The organism is Cognatishimia coralii (assembly GCF_037478305.1).
GTDB classification, from domain to species: Bacteria; Pseudomonadota; Alphaproteobacteria; order Rhodobacterales; family Rhodobacteraceae; genus Cognatishimia; species Cognatishimia coralii.
Window position 1 is genome coordinate 38,693 of sequence record NZ_JBBGAZ010000006.1, and the last position, 17,684, is coordinate 56,376.

General features: G+C 57.4%; 22 protein-coding genes. 14 read left to right on the forward strand and 8 right to left on the reverse strand.

Going from position 1 to position 17,684, the window contains the following annotated elements; genetic code table 11:
• Positions 1-55: 55 nt before the first annotated feature.
• Complete coding sequence (locus tag WG622_RS11705; RefSeq protein ID WP_339403755.1) at positions 56-379, reverse strand: TIGR02300 family protein; 324 nt, start codon at positions 377-379, stop codon at positions 56-58.
• Positions 380-485: 106 nt separating this feature from the next.
• On the opposite strand from WG622_RS11705, the gene WG622_RS11710 reads away from it, so the two are divergent.
• Positions 486-1,175, forward strand: coding sequence for a M48 family metallopeptidase (locus tag WG622_RS11710; RefSeq protein WP_339403756.1), 690 nt, complete (start codon positions 486-488; stop codon positions 1,173-1,175).
• Positions 1,176-1,206: 31 nt separating this feature from the next.
• Positions 1,207-1,857, forward strand: coding sequence for a GntR family transcriptional regulator (locus WG622_RS11715; protein ID WP_339403757.1), 651 nt, complete (start codon positions 1,207-1,209; stop codon positions 1,855-1,857).
• Here the strand turns inward: WG622_RS11715 and WG622_RS11720 are convergent.
• Positions 1,854-2,816 (reverse strand): acetyl-CoA carboxylase carboxyltransferase subunit alpha, encoded by a 963-nt coding sequence (locus tag WG622_RS11720; protein WP_339403758.1) that lies wholly within the window; start codon positions 2,814-2,816, stop codon positions 1,854-1,856. The two genes, WG622_RS11715 and WG622_RS11720, sit on opposite strands and share 4 nt — an antisense overlap.
• Before the next feature lie 76 nt (positions 2,817-2,892).
• Complete coding sequence (locus WG622_RS11725) at positions 2,893-3,486, reverse strand: LysE family translocator (protein ID WP_339403949.1); 594 nt, start codon at positions 3,484-3,486, stop codon at positions 2,893-2,895.
• Between the two features lie 73 nt (positions 3,487-3,559).
• Here WG622_RS11725 and WG622_RS11730 point away from each other — a divergent pair, with 73 nt between their 5' ends.
• Positions 3,560-4,012, forward strand: coding sequence for an Lrp/AsnC family transcriptional regulator (locus WG622_RS11730; RefSeq protein WP_339403759.1), 453 nt, complete (start codon positions 3,560-3,562; stop codon positions 4,010-4,012).
• Here WG622_RS11730 and WG622_RS11735 read toward each other — a convergent pair.
• Positions 4,009-4,629, reverse strand: coding sequence for a hypothetical protein (locus WG622_RS11735; RefSeq protein ID WP_339403760.1), 621 nt, complete (start codon positions 4,627-4,629; stop codon positions 4,009-4,011). The genes WG622_RS11730 and WG622_RS11735 overlap by 4 nt on opposite strands.
• A 119-nt stretch (positions 4,630-4,748) precedes the next feature.
• Positions 4,749-5,711, reverse strand: coding sequence for an L-malyl-CoA/beta-methylmalyl-CoA lyase (locus WG622_RS11740; RefSeq protein WP_339403761.1), 963 nt, complete (start codon positions 5,709-5,711; stop codon positions 4,749-4,751).
• Positions 5,712-6,013: 302 nt separating this feature from the next.
• Between WG622_RS11740 and dgcN the strand changes: the two genes are divergently transcribed.
• From dgcN to WG622_RS11755, 3 genes are all read left to right on the forward strand, one after another.
• A complete protein-coding gene (gene dgcN / locus WG622_RS11745; RefSeq protein ID WP_339403762.1) occupies positions 6,014-7,015 on the forward strand; it encodes an N-acetyltransferase DgcN in 1,002 nt (333 codons plus the stop codon).
• 86 nt (positions 7,016-7,101) lie between these two features.
• Complete coding sequence (gene dgcA / locus WG622_RS11750) at positions 7,102-8,067, forward strand: N-acetyl-D-Glu racemase DgcA (RefSeq protein ID WP_339403763.1); 966 nt, start codon at positions 7,102-7,104, stop codon at positions 8,065-8,067.
• Between the two features lie 17 nt (positions 8,068-8,084).
• The gene (locus WG622_RS11755; RefSeq protein WP_303957422.1) at positions 8,085-8,948 is read left to right on the forward strand and encodes a D-amino-acid transaminase; all 864 of its coding nucleotides are present in this window, start codon (positions 8,085-8,087) and stop codon (positions 8,946-8,948) included.
• A gap of 49 nt (positions 8,949-8,997) precedes the next feature.
• Here the strand turns inward: WG622_RS11755 and WG622_RS11760 are convergent, their stop codons facing one another.
• From WG622_RS11760 to WG622_RS11770, 3 genes are read right to left on the reverse strand one after another with little or no spacing between them, the layout of a single operon-like run.
• Positions 8,998-9,984 (reverse strand): aldose epimerase family protein, encoded by a 987-nt coding sequence (locus tag WG622_RS11760; protein ID WP_339403764.1) that lies wholly within the window; start codon positions 9,982-9,984, stop codon positions 8,998-9,000.
• The gene (locus WG622_RS11765) at positions 9,977-10,291 is read right to left on the reverse strand and encodes a DUF1244 domain-containing protein (RefSeq protein ID WP_339403765.1); all 315 of its coding nucleotides are present in this window, start codon (positions 10,289-10,291) and stop codon (positions 9,977-9,979) included. The genes WG622_RS11760 and WG622_RS11765 overlap by 8 nt, the downstream gene beginning before the upstream one ends.
• A gap of 27 nt (positions 10,292-10,318) precedes the next feature.
• Entirely contained in the window at positions 10,319-11,068 is a 750-nt protein-coding gene (locus WG622_RS11770; protein WP_339403766.1) for an N-formylglutamate amidohydrolase, read from the reverse strand.
• Between the two features lie 121 nt (positions 11,069-11,189).
• Here WG622_RS11770 and pyk point away from each other — a divergent pair, with 121 nt between their 5' ends.
• The 8 genes from pyk to pheS all read left to right on the forward strand — a co-directional run bounded on the left by pyk (position 11,190) and on the right by pheS (position 17,573).
• Positions 11,190-12,635, forward strand: coding sequence for a pyruvate kinase (gene pyk / locus WG622_RS11775; RefSeq protein WP_339403767.1), 1,446 nt, complete (start codon positions 11,190-11,192; stop codon positions 12,633-12,635).
• A gap of 30 nt (positions 12,636-12,665) precedes the next feature.
• The gene (locus tag WG622_RS11780) at positions 12,666-12,890 is read left to right on the forward strand and encodes a hypothetical protein (RefSeq protein ID WP_339403768.1); all 225 of its coding nucleotides are present in this window, start codon (positions 12,666-12,668) and stop codon (positions 12,888-12,890) included.
• 116 nt (positions 12,891-13,006) lie between these two features.
• On the forward strand, positions 13,007-13,207 hold the full coding sequence (rpmI, locus tag WG622_RS11785) for a 50S ribosomal protein L35 (RefSeq protein WP_209357451.1): 201 nt from the start codon (positions 13,007-13,009) through the stop codon (positions 13,205-13,207).
• Positions 13,208-13,219: 12 nt separating this feature from the next.
• A complete protein-coding gene (gene rplT / locus WG622_RS11790; protein ID WP_209357450.1) occupies positions 13,220-13,585 on the forward strand; it encodes a 50S ribosomal protein L20 in 366 nt (121 codons plus the stop codon).
• A gap of 150 nt (positions 13,586-13,735) precedes the next feature.
• A complete protein-coding gene (locus WG622_RS11795) occupies positions 13,736-14,623 on the forward strand; it encodes a fatty acid desaturase (RefSeq protein WP_339403769.1) in 888 nt (295 codons plus the stop codon).
• 204 nt (positions 14,624-14,827) lie between these two features.
• Positions 14,828-15,178, forward strand: a complete 351-nt coding sequence (locus WG622_RS11800) for a YciI family protein (protein WP_339403770.1) — start codon at positions 14,828-14,830, stop codon at positions 15,176-15,178.
• A 6-nt stretch (positions 15,179-15,184) separates the two neighbouring features.
• The gene (locus WG622_RS11805) at positions 15,185-16,432 is read left to right on the forward strand and encodes an RNA polymerase sigma factor (RefSeq protein WP_339403771.1); all 1,248 of its coding nucleotides are present in this window, start codon (positions 15,185-15,187) and stop codon (positions 16,430-16,432) included.
• 70 nt (positions 16,433-16,502) lie between these two features.
• Complete coding sequence (gene pheS / locus WG622_RS11810; protein WP_339403772.1) at positions 16,503-17,573, forward strand: phenylalanine--tRNA ligase subunit alpha; 1,071 nt, start codon at positions 16,503-16,505, stop codon at positions 17,571-17,573.
• The last annotated feature ends 111 nt before the right edge of the window (positions 17,574-17,684 follow it).

Genomic DNA, 17,684 nt, shown 5'->3' on the forward strand with positions numbered 1-17,684 from the left:
CCTAGTTAGGCGTTGGGAAAGGTGGGATCAAGTGAAAAATCCCACCTTTAATCATTTAAGAGTCGTCGTCCTCAGACGGCATGTCCGCGATCTCTTCGAGAGGCACGTTGTCGTCTTCGTCTTCGTCCAGAACATCATCATCCAGTTCCAGATCGACGGTGTCATCATCATCCAGCACATCTGCGTCATCGCCGTCGTTGGCTTTGGCTTTCAGTGTCGCCGCGTCTTCGCTATCGGCTGCGATCATGCGGCTCTTGCCGGTGTCCAGCTCGACGACTTCGCCGGTGTATGGGCTGACGATCGGGTCTTTGTTCAGGTCGTAGAAACGCTTGCCAGTGGTTGGGCACAGACGCTTTACGCCCCATTCTTCTTTGGGCATAGGTTTCCCCTTTAATCACGTGAGTCTTGTCGACAGTTCGGGCCAACTGCCATAAGTGGCGGAGATAGTCAAAGGGTAACGTGAAACAAGTGGCGCGGCGGGTGAAATGACTGAATTTTTTGTACCAGGCGCGCCGGATATTCCGATTGTGCTGCGACGCTCAGCCCGGGCGCGTCGGATCAGTTTGCGCGTGTCTCGGCTGGATGGGCGTGTGACGCTGACTCTGCCGAACCGAGTCCCTGAGTCCGAGGCGTTGGAATTCGCGCAGTCCAAGGCTGATTGGCTTGTGCGCAATATGGCGGCACGGCCTGAGGCTGTGCAGGTAACGCTTGGGACTGAGCTGCCGTTTCAGGGCGAGTTGCTCACTGTTGGGGCAGGACAGGGGCGGTCTGTGAAGCGTGACGGAGAGGCTCTGTTGGTGCCTTCCGGCACGCGCGTCGGGGCGCGGGTGCAGGCGTTTTTGAAAACCGAGGCCCGGAACAGGCTTGTTGAGGCCTGTGATGGGTATTCTCAGGCTCTGGGGCGATCCTATGCGCGCATTACTCTGCGAGACACGCGCTCGCGCTGGGGCTCCTGCAGCAGCGCAGGCGCGCTCATGTTTTCCTGGCGCTTAGTGTTGGCACCTGAGGAAGTGTTGCACTATGTGGCCGCCCATGAGGTCGCGCATTTGGCGCAGATGAACCACTCCAAGGCCTTCTGGGACGAGGTCCATACGCTCTTTGGCCCCCATAAAGCAGAACGTACCTGGCTGAGGCAGCATGGCGAAAAGCTGCATCGCTATAGATTTGAGGATTGACGGCCTCTAGGTTTGTGATCACATTTGCTGAATGTTGCCCACGACCAAGCCACTAGAGGCCTCGACCTCTGCCCATGATCGCGTTTACCGCGGCCTTCGCAGTCGCATTATGCATGGGGAGATATTACCCGGTGTTGCCTTGACCCTTAGGGGGATCGGCGCGGAGTATGAGGTCTCGATGACCCCAGCGCGGGAATCGGTGCGTCGCCTTGTGGCAGAAGGGGCGTTGACCATGTCTAGCTCGGGGCGCATTTCGACGCCAGAGCTCACCCCCGACCGGATCGAAGAGCTTGCGTCCTTGCGTGCGCTCCTTGAGGTGGAACTTGCCAGCCGAGCACTACCCCGCGCGCATATGGCGCTGATTGACCGCCTGCAGACCATCAATGGGCGTGTCGCCGATGCGGTATCGATGCGCGATCCGGTGAAATACATCCGAGCTAATCTGGATTTCCATCGTGCGCTCTACTTGCGCGCCCAGGCGCCTGCGATGTTGGCGATGGCAGAGACTGTCTGGCTACAACTCGGCCCGACGATGCGGGCGCTCTATGGCAAGCTTCGCAAAACCGAGCCGCCGCAATATCACCGTCTGATCCTCGCAGCACTCAAGGCCGGCGACGAGCCGGGATTGCGATTGGCGGTGCGCTCAGATGTGACGCAGGGTCTGAGGTTGCTCGCGAATTAAGCCGCGAGGCCTTTGCTGCCCAAGTCCAGGAATTTCTTGCGGCGCGCTGCGATCAAGCCGTCGCGATCCAGCTCGGACAGTTCTTTCAACATATCGCCGATCGCTTTTCCAACAGCCTCGATAGCCGCCGGACGATCGCGATGTGCACCGCCCATAGGTTCCGACACGGTGCGATCCGCCACACCCAGTTTCAGCAAGTCCTGAGCGGTCAGACGCAGGGCTTCCGCTGCTTCACGCATCTTCTCGGCGTCTTTCCACAGGATCGACGCGCAGCCCTCGGGGGAAATCACCGAGTAAACCGAATGTTCAAGCATCGCGACTTTGTTGGCAGAAGCAAAGGCCACAGCCCCGCCGGATCCGCCTTCGCCGATAATGATTGAAATCACAGGCACGCCGACCTGCAGGCATTTTTCTGTGCTGCGGGCAATGGCCTCTGATTGACCGCGTTCTTCGGCGCCTTTGCCGGGGTAGGCACCGGGGGTGTCCACCAAAGCGATGATCGGCAGGCCGAATTTGTCTGCCATTTCCATCAGGCGGATCGCTTTGCGATAGCCTTCAGGGCGCGCCATGCCAAAGTTGCGGGCGATGCGGGATTTGGTGTCGTTGCCTTTTTCGTGGCCGATCACGACGACCGGCTGGTCGTTGAACCGTGCCAGACCGCCCATAACCGCATGGTCATCGGCAAAGTTCCGGTCGCCCGCGAGTGGCGTATATTCCGTGAACAGCGCTTCGATATAGTCTTTGCAGTGCGGACGCTCTGGGTGTCGCGCGACCTGACATTTGCGCCAAGGGCTGAGCGTTTTGTAAAGCTCTTGCAGCAGCTCTTCGGCCTTGCGATCCAGCGCCGCGGCTTCGTCTGTGACGTCCATTTCCTCGTTCTGCCGAGCCATCGCGCGCAATTCTTCGGCTTTGCCTTCGATTTCCGCCAGCGGTTTTTCAAAATCGAGGTAGTTGGTCATCGTTCACTCCACGTCACCTTGACTGTGCTATATGACGACGCGGATCGGGAATTGCAACAGATCTGGGCGCGAAGTTCTAGCCAAAGAGCGCAGGAAGTGCTGAGGCCAGTAAGAGCAGGGCCATCGTCCAGTTGAACAGTCTGAGCCTGATGCTGTTGGTCAGGAAGCGGCGCATCTGTTGACCCAACACGGTCCAACTGCTGACGCAGGGCAGGTTGACCGCGCCGAAGGCCAGCGCGACTAAAAGCACCGCTGTGATGTCGCGGGTCGGCGCGTAAAGCGTGATCGCTGAGAGCGCCATGTACCACGCCTTTGGGTTCACCCATTGAAACGCCGCCGCCTGCAGAAAATTCATCGGGTTGGCGGAGGCGCCTTGGGTTTCTGGTTCGCCCGCATTGGCGAATTTCCACGCGAGCCAGAGCAAGTAGAGGATGCTCGCTGCCGTCAGGGCTTCATAGCTGTAAGGCACCAGATCGAAGATCTGCATCAACCCAAATCCCACCAGAGCGACCATGACCGTAAAGCCGATGCCGATCCCCAGCATATGCGGAATGGTGCGCATAAAGCCAAAATTGGCGCCCGAGGCCATGAGCATCAGGTTATTGGGCCCCGGAGTGATCGAAGTGACAAAGGCAAAGCCGATAAGGCCGGTGAGGATCTCGTAAGTCATGGAGGTGAATGTGGCGGAAAATTTGCGCATTTGAATTGCGTTCTTTGTCATTTTACATCTATTTTTGCAATCAATGGCGAAAATGGATCATATCAACGACAAGATATTGCGTGAACTCTCGCGTGATGGGCGCATCTCAAATCTAGAGCTTGCTGATCGTGTAGGGCTGTCGCCATCTGCTTGCCTGCGACGGGTGCAGGATCTGGAGCGATCTGGCGTCATTGCAGGGTATCGCGCGGTCTTGGATCGCTCGAAACGGGGCATCGGTTTTGTGGCCTACATTACGGTTGGGTTGAACCAGCACACGAAAGAGGCTCAGGAATCTTTTGAACGCGCGATTGCCCGCGCGCCTGAGGTGGTGGAATGCCACAATATCACAGGGTCTGTTGAATATCTCTTGCGCGTCGAGGCCACTGATCTCGTGGCCTATAAAGCGTTTCACACAGATGTCTTGGGCACTGTGCCTCAGGTCAATTCCATCACATCCTATGTTGTGATGGGCTCCCCGAAAGACGAGCGCGCTTAGGCCGACAGGGCCGCGCGCAAAGCACTTTCGGGAGAGGTCAGGACCGGTTTGTCCAGATCGGCCAGTAAAGGCGCAGCCGCGGCCATGCTGGCTTGTGCAAGGACGACGCATCCCACGTCATTGTGGGCAACCGCATCTTTGACCGCTCCGGCGACGCAGGCAGTAAAGGCTTCGACTTCGCCCGCTTCGAATAGCGGCCAGAATTGCCCGATGAACAGCGGAAGCACCTGCGTCTCTTGTTGCGCGTTCTGGAGCGCGGATTCCAGAAGTGCGAGGGACGGCTCAAAGGTGCTTTCCAGCGCATAGACCATTAGGATCGGCCCGCCCGCCCGCGCGGCTTCCGCCATCATCGGGGCATCAATACGGATCGCGCCAAGCGCGGCCGCCGCTTCGCCAAGTGTTGTGCAGGTACAGACGACGGGTCCGGGGGCTTGGTGGATGAGGCTCGCGATTTCGTCGATCAATCCCTGGCGCACACCATGTTTGCGCGCGCGGTCCAGCCAATCCGTGCGGACGTGTTGCACAAGCTCTGCCTCTGGTGCGATCCGGTCGCGCAGGGTTGAAAAGCTCGCGCGGTGGATTTCGGCTGTGTGAATCAGGGTGATGGGCTGGGTCATGTCTGGTCTCGTTCTAGGCACCGCAAAAGGCGCAGATTTGACCAAGAATGGCAACCCGGCAGGAAAGAGCAATCAACCGGGTTGCCAAGAGCGCGCCGCCCGAGGGAGCGGCACGCGACTTAGGCGGAGGCTGCGATCAACTCGGCTTGCGCCACAATCACTTCGGCCTGTTTGATGGATGCGATGTCGACCAGACGGCCTTTGTAGACGGTTGCGCCTTCTCCATTGGCTTTCGCTTGCTCCATGGCTGCAAGGATCTCGCGCGCCTCATTCACGGCTTCGTCGGATGGGGTGAAGACCTGATTGGCCAGTGCGATCTGTTTCGGGTGGATCGCCCATTTGCCGACCATGCCCAAGGTTGCCGAGCGCATCGCCTGCGCGATGTAGCCTTCGTCGTCGCTGAAATCACCGAACGGACCATCGACTGGCAGAACGCCATGTGTGCGACAGGCCGCGACGATCTTGGCTTGAGCCCAATGCCATGGGTCGGACCAGTATTTCTGATCTTCTCGCAGCATGTAGTAGTTTTCCTGCGTGCCGCCGATGCCGGTGGTTTGCATGCCCATAGAAGCTGCAAAGTCCGCGGCACCCAGGCTCATGGCCTGCAGGCGCGGAGACGACGCGGCGATTTCCTCGGCATGGGCGATGCCCGCCGCGGATTCGATGATCACCTCGAAAGAGATCTTTTTCTGACGGCCCTTCGCGGCCTCAATTGCAGTGACCAGAGCGTCCACCGCATAGATGTCCTCAGCGCAGCCCACTTTCGGGATCATAATCTGATCCAGCCGCTCACCAGATTGCTCCAGCAAGTCTACGACGTCGCGATACCAGTAGGGCGTGTCCAAACCGTTGATCCGCACGGAGAGGTATTTGTTGCCCCAATCGACCGTATTGATTGCTTCAATTGCATTGGCGCGCGCCATCTCTTTGTCGCTTGGCGCGACCGAGTCCTCGAGGTCGATGTTGATCACATCGGCCGCAGAAGCCGCCATCTTGGCGAAGAGTTTGGTGTTTGAGGCTGGCCCAAACAGCTGACAGCGGTTTGGGCGGGCAGGTGCGGCGGGTTGGATGCGAAAACTCATTTCGGTCTCCTGGAAAGGAAATTACGTCTAGTGTTGCGGTTTGGTTATTAAATTGCGCGCACGTTCGCAAGGTTCTTTTCGCAATTGCGGCATGAGATTGCTGCGACGCCGCGTCATAGGTCTCATATCGCGGAAAGTCGCAGGATCTTCGAGGATATTATGAGATGTTGGGATAATATTCGAATAACTTGGAAAATTCATAAGAAAATTACTTAACCAGCCCCGATGCGCCGTCAATTTGAGAGAAACTTGCGCAGATTTTCGGGAATTCTTGCGTGACTCGAATTCTGTGGGGCTTGGCTATGATTGAAACTCCTTATCTTCTGTTCCTGGGCGACGCGCCTGACATGTTGGCGGCGAAAGTGGCGATTGGTATTCGCGATTGGCGTCCGGAAAACGCGGTTGGGCAGATCAGCCTAGAGGGCTGTGGCGCTGACCTTGGATTGACCGAAATGACCCTGGACGAAGGCCTCGCGGCCGGCGCGCGTACCTTGGTGATTGGCGTTGCAAACCGTGGCGGCGTGATTTCCGAGAAGTGGAAAGCCGTGCTGATTTCAGCGTTGGAAAAGGGTTATGATTTGGCGTCTGGCCTGCACAACCTGCTGCGCGATGAAGGCGATCTGGTTGCGGCGGCGCAGACAAACGGTCGGACGTTGCATGATGTACGCGTGCCAACCGTGGCCTATCCGATTGCAACTGGTGTGAAGCGCAAAGGAAAACGCTGCTTGGCGGTCGGGACCGATTGTTCAGTGGGTAAAATGTACACGGCGATGGCGATGGATGCAGAGATGCAGGAGCGCGGGTTGAAATCGACCTTCCGCGCGACAGGTCAGACCGGCATTCTGATCACTGGCAGCGGCGTGCCTCTGGACGCCGTGATTGCAGATTTCATGGCCGGGTCCGTGGAATATCTGACGCCAGACAATGATGAGGACCACTGGGATATGATCGAGGGGCAGGGCTCCTTGTTCCACGTGTCTTATTCCGGCGTGACCATGGCGCTGGTGCATGGCGGGCAGCCGGACGCTCTGATCCTCTGTCACGAACCGACCCGTGATCACATGCGGGGCCTGCCGGGCTATAAGCTGAAATCCCTTTCCGAGTTGCAAGATGTTGCCCTGACATTGGCGCGGGTCGCCAATCCTGATGTGGTTGTCGCCGGTATTTCCATCAACACTCAGCATCTGAGCGATGAAGACGCTTTGGCCTATTGTGCCAAGGTTGAGGCCGAGATGGGCTTACCGACGGTCGATCCCTACCGCCATGGTGCGGGTCGTCTGGTGGACGCGCTGGCCGCGATCTGATCTAACCTCGTCTGGAGGCGTTTTGGGCGATCTGGGATGCCTCCGGCGGGAGTATTTTAGCAAGATGAAAGCTGGGAGCTGAGCTTTTGGACATAAGAGTATCGCGCGATGTGTTTAAGCTGGCGCAGGTCTTTCGAATTGCGCGGGGCGCGCGGACAGAGGCGCAGGTCTTGACGGTCAAAGTCACCAAAGACGGCGCGACCGGTTGGGGCGAATGCGTTCCCTATGCGCGCTATGATGAGACGCTTGAGACCGTGACCGCAGAGATCGAAGGCCTTCCCGAGGATTTCACACGGGCAGAGTTGCAAGAGCTATTGCCCGCAGGGGCTGCGCGCAATGCAGTAGATTGCGCCCTTTGGGATCTAGAGGCAAAGCTGGCGGGAAAGCCCGTTTGGGAGCTGGCGGGCTTGCCGAAGCCCGGGCCAGAGATCACGGCCTACACCCTATCGCTTGATACCCCAGAGGCGATGGAAGCGCAGGCGCGCGAGAACGCGTTTCGGCCCTTGCTCAAGATCAAACTGGGTACGCCCGATGATATGCCGCGTCTGGAAGCTGTGCGGCGTGGCGCGCCGGATGCAACCATCATCGTGGATGCAAACGAAGGCTGGTCAGCGGATGTCTATGCCGATCTGGCGCCGCATTTGGTGAGACTGGGAGTCGCTTTGGTCGAGCAACCCATTCCAGCGGGTGAAGATGATGCCTTGCTGGGCATGGAGCGCCCCGTGCCAGTGTGTGCGGATGAAAGCTGTCATGATCGTGCAAGCCTTCCGGCGCTGAAAGGCAAATATGATGTGGTGAACATCAAGCTCGACAAAACCGGCGGCCTGACCGAAGCGTTTAAACTGCGCGAGGCGGCTTTGGCTGAGGGCTATGACGTCATGGTCGGCTGTATGGTCGGCTCCTCGCTGGCCATGGCCCCCGCCGTGCTTGTCGCGCAGGGTGCGCGCGTAACAGACCTTGACGGCCCGCTGCTTCTGGCAGAAGACCGTGACCACGCATTGAGATTTGATGACTCTGGGGTGCATCCGTCCACGACGGCGCTCTGGGGTTAGGACTTACGGAGACCAACATGACCCGCACCGTTTTTGTAAATGGCGAATATCTGCCAGAGACTGAAGCCAAGATTTCCATCTTTGATCGCGGGTTCCTGATGGCCGATGCAGTCTATGAGGTGACCTCGGTTCTGGGCGGCAAGCTGGTAGATTTTGAAGGCCATGCGGTGCGTCTGGAACGCTCGCTCAAAGAGCTGGATATGAAGGCACCTTGCACCAAGGAAGAGCTGCTGGAGATCCACCGCAAGCTGGTGGAGGTCAATGAGATCGACGAAGGTCTGGTGTATCTTCAGGTCTCTCGTGGCTCAGATGGGGATCGCGATTTCGTGTTCCCTGATCCTGAAACCACCGAGCCGTCTTTGGTTCTGTTCACCCAGAACAAGCCGGGTCTGGCGGATAGCCCGGCGGCGAAAAAGGGTGCCAAGATCATTTCGATTGAGGACATCCGCTGGGGTCGTCGTGATATTAAAACGACGCAGCTTCTGTACCCATCCATGGGCAAGATGATGGCGAAGGCGGCTGGTGCGGATGATGCGTGGATGATCGAGGATGGTCACGTGACGGAGGGCACTTCGAACAACGCGTATTTCGTCAAAGACGGCAAGATCGTCACGCGGCCTTTGTCCAACGACATCCTGCATGGGATCACCCGTAAAGCGGTTCTGCGTCTGGCCGAAGAGGCTCAGATGCAGATTGAGGAACGTCTGTTCACCATCGATGAGGCCAAAGAGGCGGATGAGGCCTTTACCACGTCGGCCTCGGCCTTTGTGATGCCGGTCGTTGAGATCGACGGAGTTGCTTTGGGCGATGGCACACCGGGTGCCCTAGCGAAGCGTCTGCGCGAGATTTATCTGGATGAGGCGCGCGCGAAAGCGATCTGAACAGCGATTGATTGCTACGAAAAGGCGCTCGAATTCGGGCGCCTTTATTTTATGAGAAACGGAATTGGCTGTGGTTTAGATAGGTCTCGCCGGGCCTAAGAACCGCATTCGGAAAACCCGGCTGATTTGGAGCGTCTGGCCAGATTTGCGGCTCAAAGGCGACGCCGCAAAAAGGTCCATAGGGCGTGCCAGCGTGCCCGTTTTCGGGGGTCTGCATTTGCGCGGCATTGAACACCTGAAGCCCGAGTTGATTTGACAGTACCGTCACAGATCGCCCCGATATGTGACTGGTAAGCCGCGCGTGCTCTTGCAGTCCCTGAGATGTATCAAAGCAATAGCTGACATCTAGGTTCGCGTTATGCGCGGGGCGCGGGCTACGAAAATCCATGGATGCGTCAGAGGATTCGATACGCCCAAACGGGATGCCTGCAGCGTCGACCGGCACGTAGTGCGCGCTATTGATCTGCAACTGGTGATTGGTGACATCCGCGTGCCCATCCAAGTTGAAATAGCAATGGGGAGTCAGATTGCACAACGTCGCTGCGTCGGTCTGGGCGGTGATTTGGATGTCTAACGTGGCATTTGGCATCACACTGTAGCGACACGCGATGTCCAACTGGCCGGGAAACCCCATATGCCCATCGGGCAGCGTCAGCGTCAGCGTGACAAAGTCATCGCCTTGCTCTGCGATCTCCCAAATTTGCGCCCAAGCACCTTGAGACCCGCCGTGTAAGGCGTTGCCATTGTCGTTCCGGTCAACCTGAAACCGCTGACCATCGATCTGAAACTGGCCATCTTTCAGACGATTGGCATAGCGCCCGACGATAGCCCCAAGAAACCCGTGATTGGTGACGTAGGACGCGACGTTCTCGTAGCCCAGCACCACCGAAGGCTCGTGGCCTTCAAGTTTCAGCTCTCGAACGACGGCCCCCAACGTTAGGACTTTGGCAGTCAGCCCATGACCGCGGAGAGTCACCTCTTGCACGTCGCGGCCATCGGACAAAACATGGGTTCTATTGGGGAGCGCTTTATCCATCCTTGCCGACGTTCTCGTCGAAACTCTTTTGAAAATCGGCCTGCTGCTGAGGGCTCGCGTCGGTCTGATAGTTGGCTTTCCACTCGTCCATGGTCATGCCGTAGAAAATCTCGCGCGCTTCCATTTTACCCATCTCGATGCCACGCACGTTGGCGGCTTCTTGGTACCAGCGGCTGAGGCAATTGCGGCAGAACCCTGCGAGGTTCATCATGTCGATGTTCTGCACATCTGTGCGCTTTTCCATCAAGTGCTCGCGCAGGGTGCGGAACGCTGCGGCTTCAAGTTCGATGCGGGTTTGGTCGTCCATTTGGGTCTCCGGTCGATTTGGTCAGGCTCAGAGCCCGCTTATGGTGAGGGCTTCGGTTAAAACGGGCGCGAGACGCTGGGCCCAGGCCTCTTGGTCAGCTTCGGTAGCAATAAGATCCTGTCGAACCTCGATCAAGCAATTCACAAGGCCGGGGGTGACGGCATGGCGGTCGACCGCGTCTCCGGGGAGGTGACCGAAATAGGGTTCGTTGTCACCAACTGTCAGATCGGTTTCCTGCGCGAGCCGTTTGATCACATGGGGTCCAAAGTTGCGGCGGTCATAGCCATCCGCATGTAGAATTGCGACCTCCCATGGGCGCGGGGGGCGACCCTTGAGCTGCGGAGAGAAACTGTGGATTGCCAGAACGACAGGGTCGTCGCGCTGGGCCAAAACTCCGGCAACAGCCTCGTGGTAGGGGCGGTAATAGGCCTCGATGCGGCGCGCTTCTTCTGCGTCGTCGATGTCGCCATTGGCCGGAATGATCGTGCCATCGTAAAGCCGCATGATCAAAGTTGGGTCAATTTCGCCCCGGTTTGGGTCAATAACGAGACGTGAAAAATTCGATGAAATGACCGGTGCGTTTAGCAACTCGCCCAAGCCCAAAGCCACGCCATTTGCCCCAATGTCATAGGCAATATGGCGGTTCATATCTTCGGAATTTAGGCCCAGATCTCCCCTATTTACCTCTTGTGGCACTGTATTTGTCGCGTGATCCACGGTAATGACCCAACGCGACGCCCGATCCGCACCTGTGATATGAAATGGTTGATATGTCATGTGGCTGTTGTTTCCTTCCGCTAGCTGTCTAGGCGCCGCGCGGCTAAATTGGAATTGCGTATTGTCGCATTGCGATATAGTTAGCGGTAACATTTGACCGCTGCAAGATAAGAGAGCCGGTATGAGACGTCAGAGAAATGTGAAAATCGTGGCCACTTTGGGCCCAGCTTCGAGCACCTATGAAACCATCAAGGCTCTGCACGAAGCCGGCGCGGATGTCTTCCGCCTGAACATGAGCCACGGCAGCCATGACGAGATCGCCGAGCGTCACAAGATTATCCGTCAGATCGAAGACGAGCTTTCGAGCCCAATCGCGATTTTGGCCGACCTGCAGGGGCCGAAACTGCGCGTGGGTACCTTTGCCAATGAGGCGGAGGATCTGGTCGAAGGCGCGAAGTTCCGTTTGGATCTGGACGAAGCCCCCGGCGACATCAACCGCGTGTGCCTGCCGCATAAAGAGATCTTTGCGGCGCTGAAACCTGGTGCGAACCTGCTGGTGAACGACGGCAAGATCCGTTTGCAGGTCGAAGACTGCGGCGACGATTATGCAAATTGCGTCGTGACCACTGGCGGTACGATTTCAAACCGCAAGGGTGTGAACGTGCCTGACGTGGTTCTGCCTCTGGCGGCGCTGTCGGCCAAGGATAAGAAAGACCTCGAGTTTGTGTGTGAACTGGGCGTCGACTGGCTGGCTTTGTCTTTTGTGCAGCGCCCAGCGGACGTTCTGGAAGCCCGCGAAATGGTGCGTGGCCGCGCGTCTGTTCTGTCCAAGATCGAGAAACCTGCCGCGGTGCAGGACTTTGATGCGATCCTTGATGTATCTGACGGCATTATGGTCGCGCGCGGAGATCTGGGCGTTGAGCTGCCCGTTCAAAACGTGCCTCCAATCCAGAAACGCCTGATCCGGCGCTGCCGGCGCGACGCGAAGCCAGTGATCGTGGCCACCCAGATGCTGGAAAGCATGATCGAAAGCCCGATGCCGACGCGGGCCGAAGTCTCTGACGTCGCCACCGCGATCTATGAAGGCTCGGACGCGATCATGCTCAGCGCGGAATCCGCGGCGGGGGAATACCCAATCGAAGCTGTCACCACCATGAACAATGTGGCCATCGAGGTGGAAAACGATCCGACATATCGCGAAGTCATCGAAGCGAGCCGCCATGTAAAAGGCGAAAGCGTTGCGGATGCCATCGTTGCCGCGGCGCGTGAAATCGCGGAAACCACTGAAATCAGCGCGATTTGTTGCTTCTCTCAATCTGGCACGACCGCTTTGAAAGTCGCGCGTGAACGGCCGCGGGTGCCGATTGTGGCGATGACCAGCCGCCGTGGAACCGCTCGCCGTCTGGCGCTGACTTGGGGCACAACAACTGTGATAACCGAGGAGTTCAACCGGTTTAAATCCTCGGTTCTGGCCTCTGTTGGCGCGGTCAAACGGATGGGGCTTGCAACCGAGAAGGATCAGGTCGTCGTGACAGCGGGCGTGCCGTTCAACATTCCGGGCACCACAAACATTGTCCGTGTTGCGCCTTGTGATGAACGTTTGATTTACGCCAGCGAGCCAGAATAAACTCCGAAAGCAATTCATTTCGGAGTGACGATGAACCCGGATCTGTTCCTGACACTTGGGTTGTGTCTCGCAGTTTTGACCGTTCCCATGTTTCTTTCAGCCTTGGCGGACAGCCGTTCGCCAAGGCTTGCGGTTCTATCGGCAATCATCGCGGCAGGCTGCCTCGCCTATGCGCTGACGACCAAGCCAATGGGCTATACATTGCAAGAGGTTCCGGCCGTCGTCATTGATGTGCTGGCAAGCCTTGTAAAATAAGCGCATTACCCCCTTGCCCTATACAGATTCGCCGCGTATACGGCGCCTCTATCGCGTGGCCGGCTGGATGGCATGCCGAGTCGCGTCTGTACCGACGACTTAAGAAGGAGACGGAAATGCCTAAGATGAAGACCAAATCGAGCGCCAAAAAGCGCTTTAAGATGACGGCAAGCGGCAAGGTCAAGGCTGGCCAAGCTGGTAAGCGTCACGGAATGATCAAGCGCACCACGAAATTCATTCGTGATGCACGCGGCACCACCACCCTGTGTGAGGCCGACAGCAAGATCGTCAAAAAATACATGCCGTACGCACGCTAAGGAGCCTGAGATATGTCCCGCGTTAAAGGTGGTACCGTAACCCACGCCCGTCACAAGAAAATCGTCAAAGCGGCAAAAGGCTATTACGGCCGACGCAAGAATACCTTTAAGGTCGCGTCCCAAGCGGTCGATAAGGCAAACCAATACGCAACTCGCGACCGTAAGAACCGTAAGCGCAATTTCCGCGCGCTGTGGATCCAACGGATCAACGCAGCTGTGCGTGCCCACGACGAGGCTCTGACCTATTCCAAATTCATCAACGGCCTGAACCTGGCTGGCATCGAAGTAGACCGCAAAGTCCTCGCAGACCTTGCAGTCCACGAGCCAGAAGCGTTTGGCGCGATCGTTGACCAAGCAAAAGGCGCGCTGGCAGCGTAAGCGCCGCGACAGCCGAAAGTATAAAACGCCGCGTTGGAAACAGCGCGGCGTTTTTGCGATTGGGGCCGGATTTTTGTGTCCTCGCAGAAAGACGGCCACCCAGATCAAACAATCCGTGATTTACCAGATCGACGCGCCTAGTGTTCCCATATGGATCACAAAACATTTGTCGCTCAGCTTGACCGAGAAAAACTCGCGGACCTACAGGTTCGGCGTGATCGCATGGGGCTGTGGCATCTCTTTAGGCACATTGGCATCATTGCTGTTTTGGCTGTTTTCGTGGCAGTGGGTTTTACCTTCTGGCCGTTGGCGGTGCTTCCGCTGGGAATTGCTCTGGTTTTCCTTTTCACTCTCGAACACGAAGCCACTCATAAGACTCCGTTCAAGTCAGAATGGCTTAACGAGGTCGTCGGCCATGTCGCGGGCTTCCTGATCCTCCAACCCTTTATATGGTTTCGCTACTTTCACCTCGCGCATCATCGTCACACCAATATCCAGGGGAAAGACCCAGAGCTCTTGGCCGGACACAAACCCGAGACTTGGCGGGCCTATGTCTGGCACGTCTCTGGACTGCCGTATTGGATTGGCATGGTAAAACAGATTTTGGGAAACGCAGCGGGGCGCGATCCCGGGGATTATGTTCCGGCGTCCGCACACGGAAAAGTCAAACGAGAAGCGCAGAGGTTGCTTGGACTCTATGCTCTGGCGCTGACAAGTTTCGCCTTCACGGATCTGCTGTTGTGGATCTGGATTTTGCCACTGCTCGTCGGCATGCCGTTTCTAAGGCTCTACCTTTTGGCCGAACATGGCCGCTGTGCCTTTGTGGCGAATATGTTTGAGAACACGCGCACCACATATACCAACCGGATCGTTCGGTTCTTAGCCTGGAACATGCCCTACCATGTAGAGCATCATGCGATCCCTAATGTCCCGTTCCACCGGCTTCCAGATTTGCATCAAGAGATGAAAGGCCACCACAAAGTAACGTCCCAAGGCTATTCCGAGTTCACGAAAACCTATGTGAAAGACCTAGGGTAACGCTCTCTTTTGAGCGCGGTGAAAATTTTTCCAAAAAATTTTGGCCCGCGATGTCGATTTCGTGGATCGTCAAACGTCTGGTACACAGAAAGGCAATGAAACCTTTCCTTAACTGCATTTACCAAAGCGCCAAGTCTGGTGGGTGGATGTGACCAGTAACACGTTCGTCGCCCAAGAGTTCGCGACATTTGAAAGGAAGAACCGATGCAATTCATGTGCTTGATTTACAACGCGGAAGACAATGGCCCTCAGCCGGGAACCGAGGAATTTGGCCCTTATATGCAGGGCTATATGGATTTCACCGAAGAAGTGCGCGAAGCGGGCAAATTGCTCGGCGGTGAAGCGCTGCAATCTGTTTCGACGGCTACAACGGTCTCTGTGCGTGGCGGCAAAACCGAGGTAGTGGATGGTCCATTCGCCGAAACCAAGGAACAACTCGGCGGGTTTTACATCCTCGATTGCAAGGATCTCGACGAAGCGCTGGCCTATGCGGCCAAGATCCCAGATGCCGCCTATGGACGTGTAGAAGTGCGCCCTGTCATGATTTTCGACTGACCCTAGATGCTGCCCCCAGTTCAAACGCAATCACTCGTCGCGCGGCTGATCCGCGAAGACTGGGGGCGCATTCTTTCGTCGCTGGTGGCCTCAACCGGAGACTTTGCTTTGGCCGAGGACAGCTTGCAGGACGCGGTAGTCTCGGCGCTTGAGGTCTGGTCCAAAGATGGCGCGCCCCGCAATCCCGACGCTTGGCTGATCACCGTTGCAAGGCGCAAGGCACTGGATCGCATTCGCCGCAGCCAAGTGGCGGATCGCAAATCGAGTGAGCTCGCTCTGTGGCTTGAGCAGCATCACTCTGATCCTGAGGATCGCGAGATGACTATCCCAGATCACCGGCTGGAGCTGATTTTCACATGTTGTCACCCAGCGCTTGAAGAGAAGTCGCGCGTGGCTTTGACCCTGCGCGCTCTGGGCGGGCTCAGTACCGAGGAAATCGCGAACGCGTTTCTGGACAAGCCAGCAGCGATGGCCGCGCGGTTGACGCGCGCCAAGCACAAGCTCGGTGCGGCAGGCGTTGCGTTCAAATTACCTGATCCGCAGGATATCGCAGAGCGCACCGATACAGTTCTGAGCGTGGTGTATTTGATCTTTACCGAGGGATGCCACGCGACAAATGGCGAGATGATGCGGGAAAACCTCGTTCAGGAAGCGATCCGTCTAGGGCGCATCCTGACCTCTTTGCTGCCAGACCATGCCGAGGCCAAAGGCCTGCTGGCGTTGATGCTACTGTCAGACAGCCGGCGGCTTACGCGGCGCGGCGACTCTGGGGAGTTCGTACCACTTGAGGCGCAGAACCGCGCGCGATGGGATCAGGCGCGGATTTCCGAGGGGGTGGCGCTGACCGAGGCCGCTTTGCGTCACGCGCCTGCAGGTCGCTATGGCCTGCAAGCGGCCATCAGCGCCGTCCACGCGCAGGCCAAGAGTTTCAAGGAAACCGACTGGCCGCAAATCGTCGCGCTTTATGATGTGCTCTACGGCCGCTTTCCCAATCCGATCCTGCGGATCAACCAAGCGCTGGCGCTGTCCTATGCCAACAGCCCAGAGGCCGGTCTGCGCCTGCTGGCCTCTGTTGAAGGGGAAGGCAAACTTGCAAGCTATCAACCCTTTCACGCTTGTCGCGCAGACCTTTTGGCGCGGTTGGGCCGTCATCTTGAGGCTGCCGAAAGCTATCGCGCGGCCATCGCCCTGTCCCGCGCGCCCGAAGAAGCCAGTTTTCTGGAAACCCGCCTCAGCGCCCTGCGGCTGAACTAGACGCGCAGCAAAGCTTGCCATTCCCCATGCATTTCGCTAGCTGGATGTCGTGCGAATTAAAGGGGCCGACATGGACGATCTCAGAGAAAAATATATCGCTTTGATCGCGGATGCTGCAGACGAAGCATCCATAGAAGATCTGCGCGTTCAGGCCGTCGGCAAAAAGGGCGAGATCGCCCTGAAAATGCGCGAGCTGGGCAAGATGACGCCCGAAGAGCGTCAGGTCATGGGTCCCAAGCTGAATGCGCTGAAGGACGAGATCAACTCGGCGCTCTCAGCCAAGAAAGCCTCCTTGGCAGATGCCGCTCTAGAAGAGCGTCTGCGCAGCGAGTGGTTGGACGTGACCCTGCCGGGCCGTGGCCGTCGTCAGGGCTCGATCCACCCGATTTCTCAGGTCACCGAAGAGGTTTCTGCGATCTTTGCCGACATGGGCTTTGCCGTTGCCGAAGGCCCTCAGATCGAGACCGATTGGTATAACTTTGACGCGCTGAACATTCCGGGCCACCACCCGGCACGCGCGGAAATGGACACCTTCTATACCCACCGAGCCGAAGGTGACGAGCGCCCACCACATGTGTTGCGCACGCACACCTCTCCGGTTCAGATCCGCTCGATGGAGAAAATCGGCGCGCCGATCCGTATTATCTGTCCGGGCCGCGTTTATCGTGCCGACTACGACCAAACCCACACGCCGATGTTCCATCAGGTCGAAGGTCTGGCGATCGACAAAGATATCTCGATGGCGAACCTGAAATGGGTTCTAGAAGAATTCTTCACAGCCTTCTTCGGCACCTCCGTCAAAACCCGCTTCCGCGCGAGCCACTTCCCCTTCACGGAACCATCCGCTGAGGTGGACATCCAATGCAGCTGGGAAAATGGCTCGGTCAAAGTGGGCGAGGGCGACGATTGGCTTGAGGTTCTGGGCTCTGGCATGGTGCATCCAAAAGTGCTGGCTGCGGGCGGCATTGATCCGAACGAATGGCAGGGCTTTGCTTTTGGTATCGGCATCGACCGTCTTGCTATGTTGAAATACGGCATCCCTGATCTGCGCGCCTTCTTTGACGCGGATCTGCGCTGGCTGCGCCACTATGGGTTTGCGAGCCTCGATCAGCCGACGCTGCATGGCGGGCTGACACGCTAACGTCTGAATTTTAGGCCGCTTCGGGAAACCTGAGCGGCCTTTTTCTTGGGCAGACTTGACTCGCGGCCCACAAAGCTCAAGCTCGTCGCCATTGACGATAAGGAGCTTTGA

Bases quoted from the DNA above. Each gene is read 5' to 3' on its own strand.
- WG622_RS11765 (WP_339403765.1), bottom strand. From the start codon at position 10,291: ATGGACGACCAAACCCGCATCGAACTTGAAGCCGCAGCGTTCCGCACC.
- WG622_RS11800 (WP_339403770.1), top strand. From the start codon at position 14,828: ATGCAATTCATGTGCTTGATTTACAACGCGGAAGACAATGGCCCTCAG.
- WG622_RS11725 (WP_339403949.1), bottom strand. From the start codon at position 3,486: ATGACTTACGAGATCCTCACCGGCCTTATCGGCTTTGCCTTTGTCACT.
- WG622_RS11740 (WP_339403761.1), bottom strand. From the start codon at position 5,711: ATGAGTTTTCGCATCCAACCCGCCGCACCTGCCCGCCCAAACCGCTGT.
- WG622_RS11760 (WP_339403764.1), bottom strand. From the start codon at position 9,984: ATGGATAAAGCGCTCCCCAATAGAACCCATGTTTTGTCCGATGGCCGC.
- WG622_RS11735 (WP_339403760.1), bottom strand. From the start codon at position 4,629: ATGACCCAGCCCATCACCCTGATTCACACAGCCGAAATCCACCGCGCG.
- pyk (WP_339403767.1), top strand. From the start codon at position 11,190: ATGAGACGTCAGAGAAATGTGAAAATCGTGGCCACTTTGGGCCCAGCT.
- WG622_RS11710 (WP_339403756.1), top strand. From the start codon at position 486: ATGACTGAATTTTTTGTACCAGGCGCGCCGGATATTCCGATTGTGCTG.
- dgcN (WP_339403762.1), top strand. From the start codon at position 6,014: ATGATTGAAACTCCTTATCTTCTGTTCCTGGGCGACGCGCCTGACATG.
- WG622_RS11805 (WP_339403771.1), top strand. From the start codon at position 15,185: ATGCTGCCCCCAGTTCAAACGCAATCACTCGTCGCGCGGCTGATCCGC.
- WG622_RS11795 (WP_339403769.1), top strand. From the start codon at position 13,736: ATGGATCACAAAACATTTGTCGCTCAGCTTGACCGAGAAAAACTCGCG.
- WG622_RS11780 (WP_339403768.1), top strand. From the start codon at position 12,666: ATGAACCCGGATCTGTTCCTGACACTTGGGTTGTGTCTCGCAGTTTTG.
- WG622_RS11730 (WP_339403759.1), top strand. From the start codon at position 3,560: ATGGCGAAAATGGATCATATCAACGACAAGATATTGCGTGAACTCTCG.
- WG622_RS11755 (WP_303957422.1), top strand. From the start codon at position 8,085: ATGACCCGCACCGTTTTTGTAAATGGCGAATATCTGCCAGAGACTGAA.
- rpmI (WP_209357451.1), top strand. From the start codon at position 13,007: ATGCCTAAGATGAAGACCAAATCGAGCGCCAAAAAGCGCTTTAAGATG.
- WG622_RS11720 (WP_339403758.1), bottom strand. From the start codon at position 2,816: ATGACCAACTACCTCGATTTTGAAAAACCGCTGGCGGAAATCGAAGGC.
- rplT (WP_209357450.1), top strand. From the start codon at position 13,220: ATGTCCCGCGTTAAAGGTGGTACCGTAACCCACGCCCGTCACAAGAAA.
- WG622_RS11770 (WP_339403766.1), bottom strand. From the start codon at position 11,068: ATGACATATCAACCATTTCATATCACAGGTGCGGATCGGGCGTCGCGT.
- pheS (WP_339403772.1), top strand. From the start codon at position 16,503: ATGGACGATCTCAGAGAAAAATATATCGCTTTGATCGCGGATGCTGCA.
- WG622_RS11705 (WP_339403755.1), bottom strand. From the start codon at position 379: ATGCCCAAAGAAGAATGGGGCGTAAAGCGTCTGTGCCCAACCACTGGC.
- WG622_RS11715 (WP_339403757.1), top strand. From the start codon at position 1,207: ATGTTGCCCACGACCAAGCCACTAGAGGCCTCGACCTCTGCCCATGAT.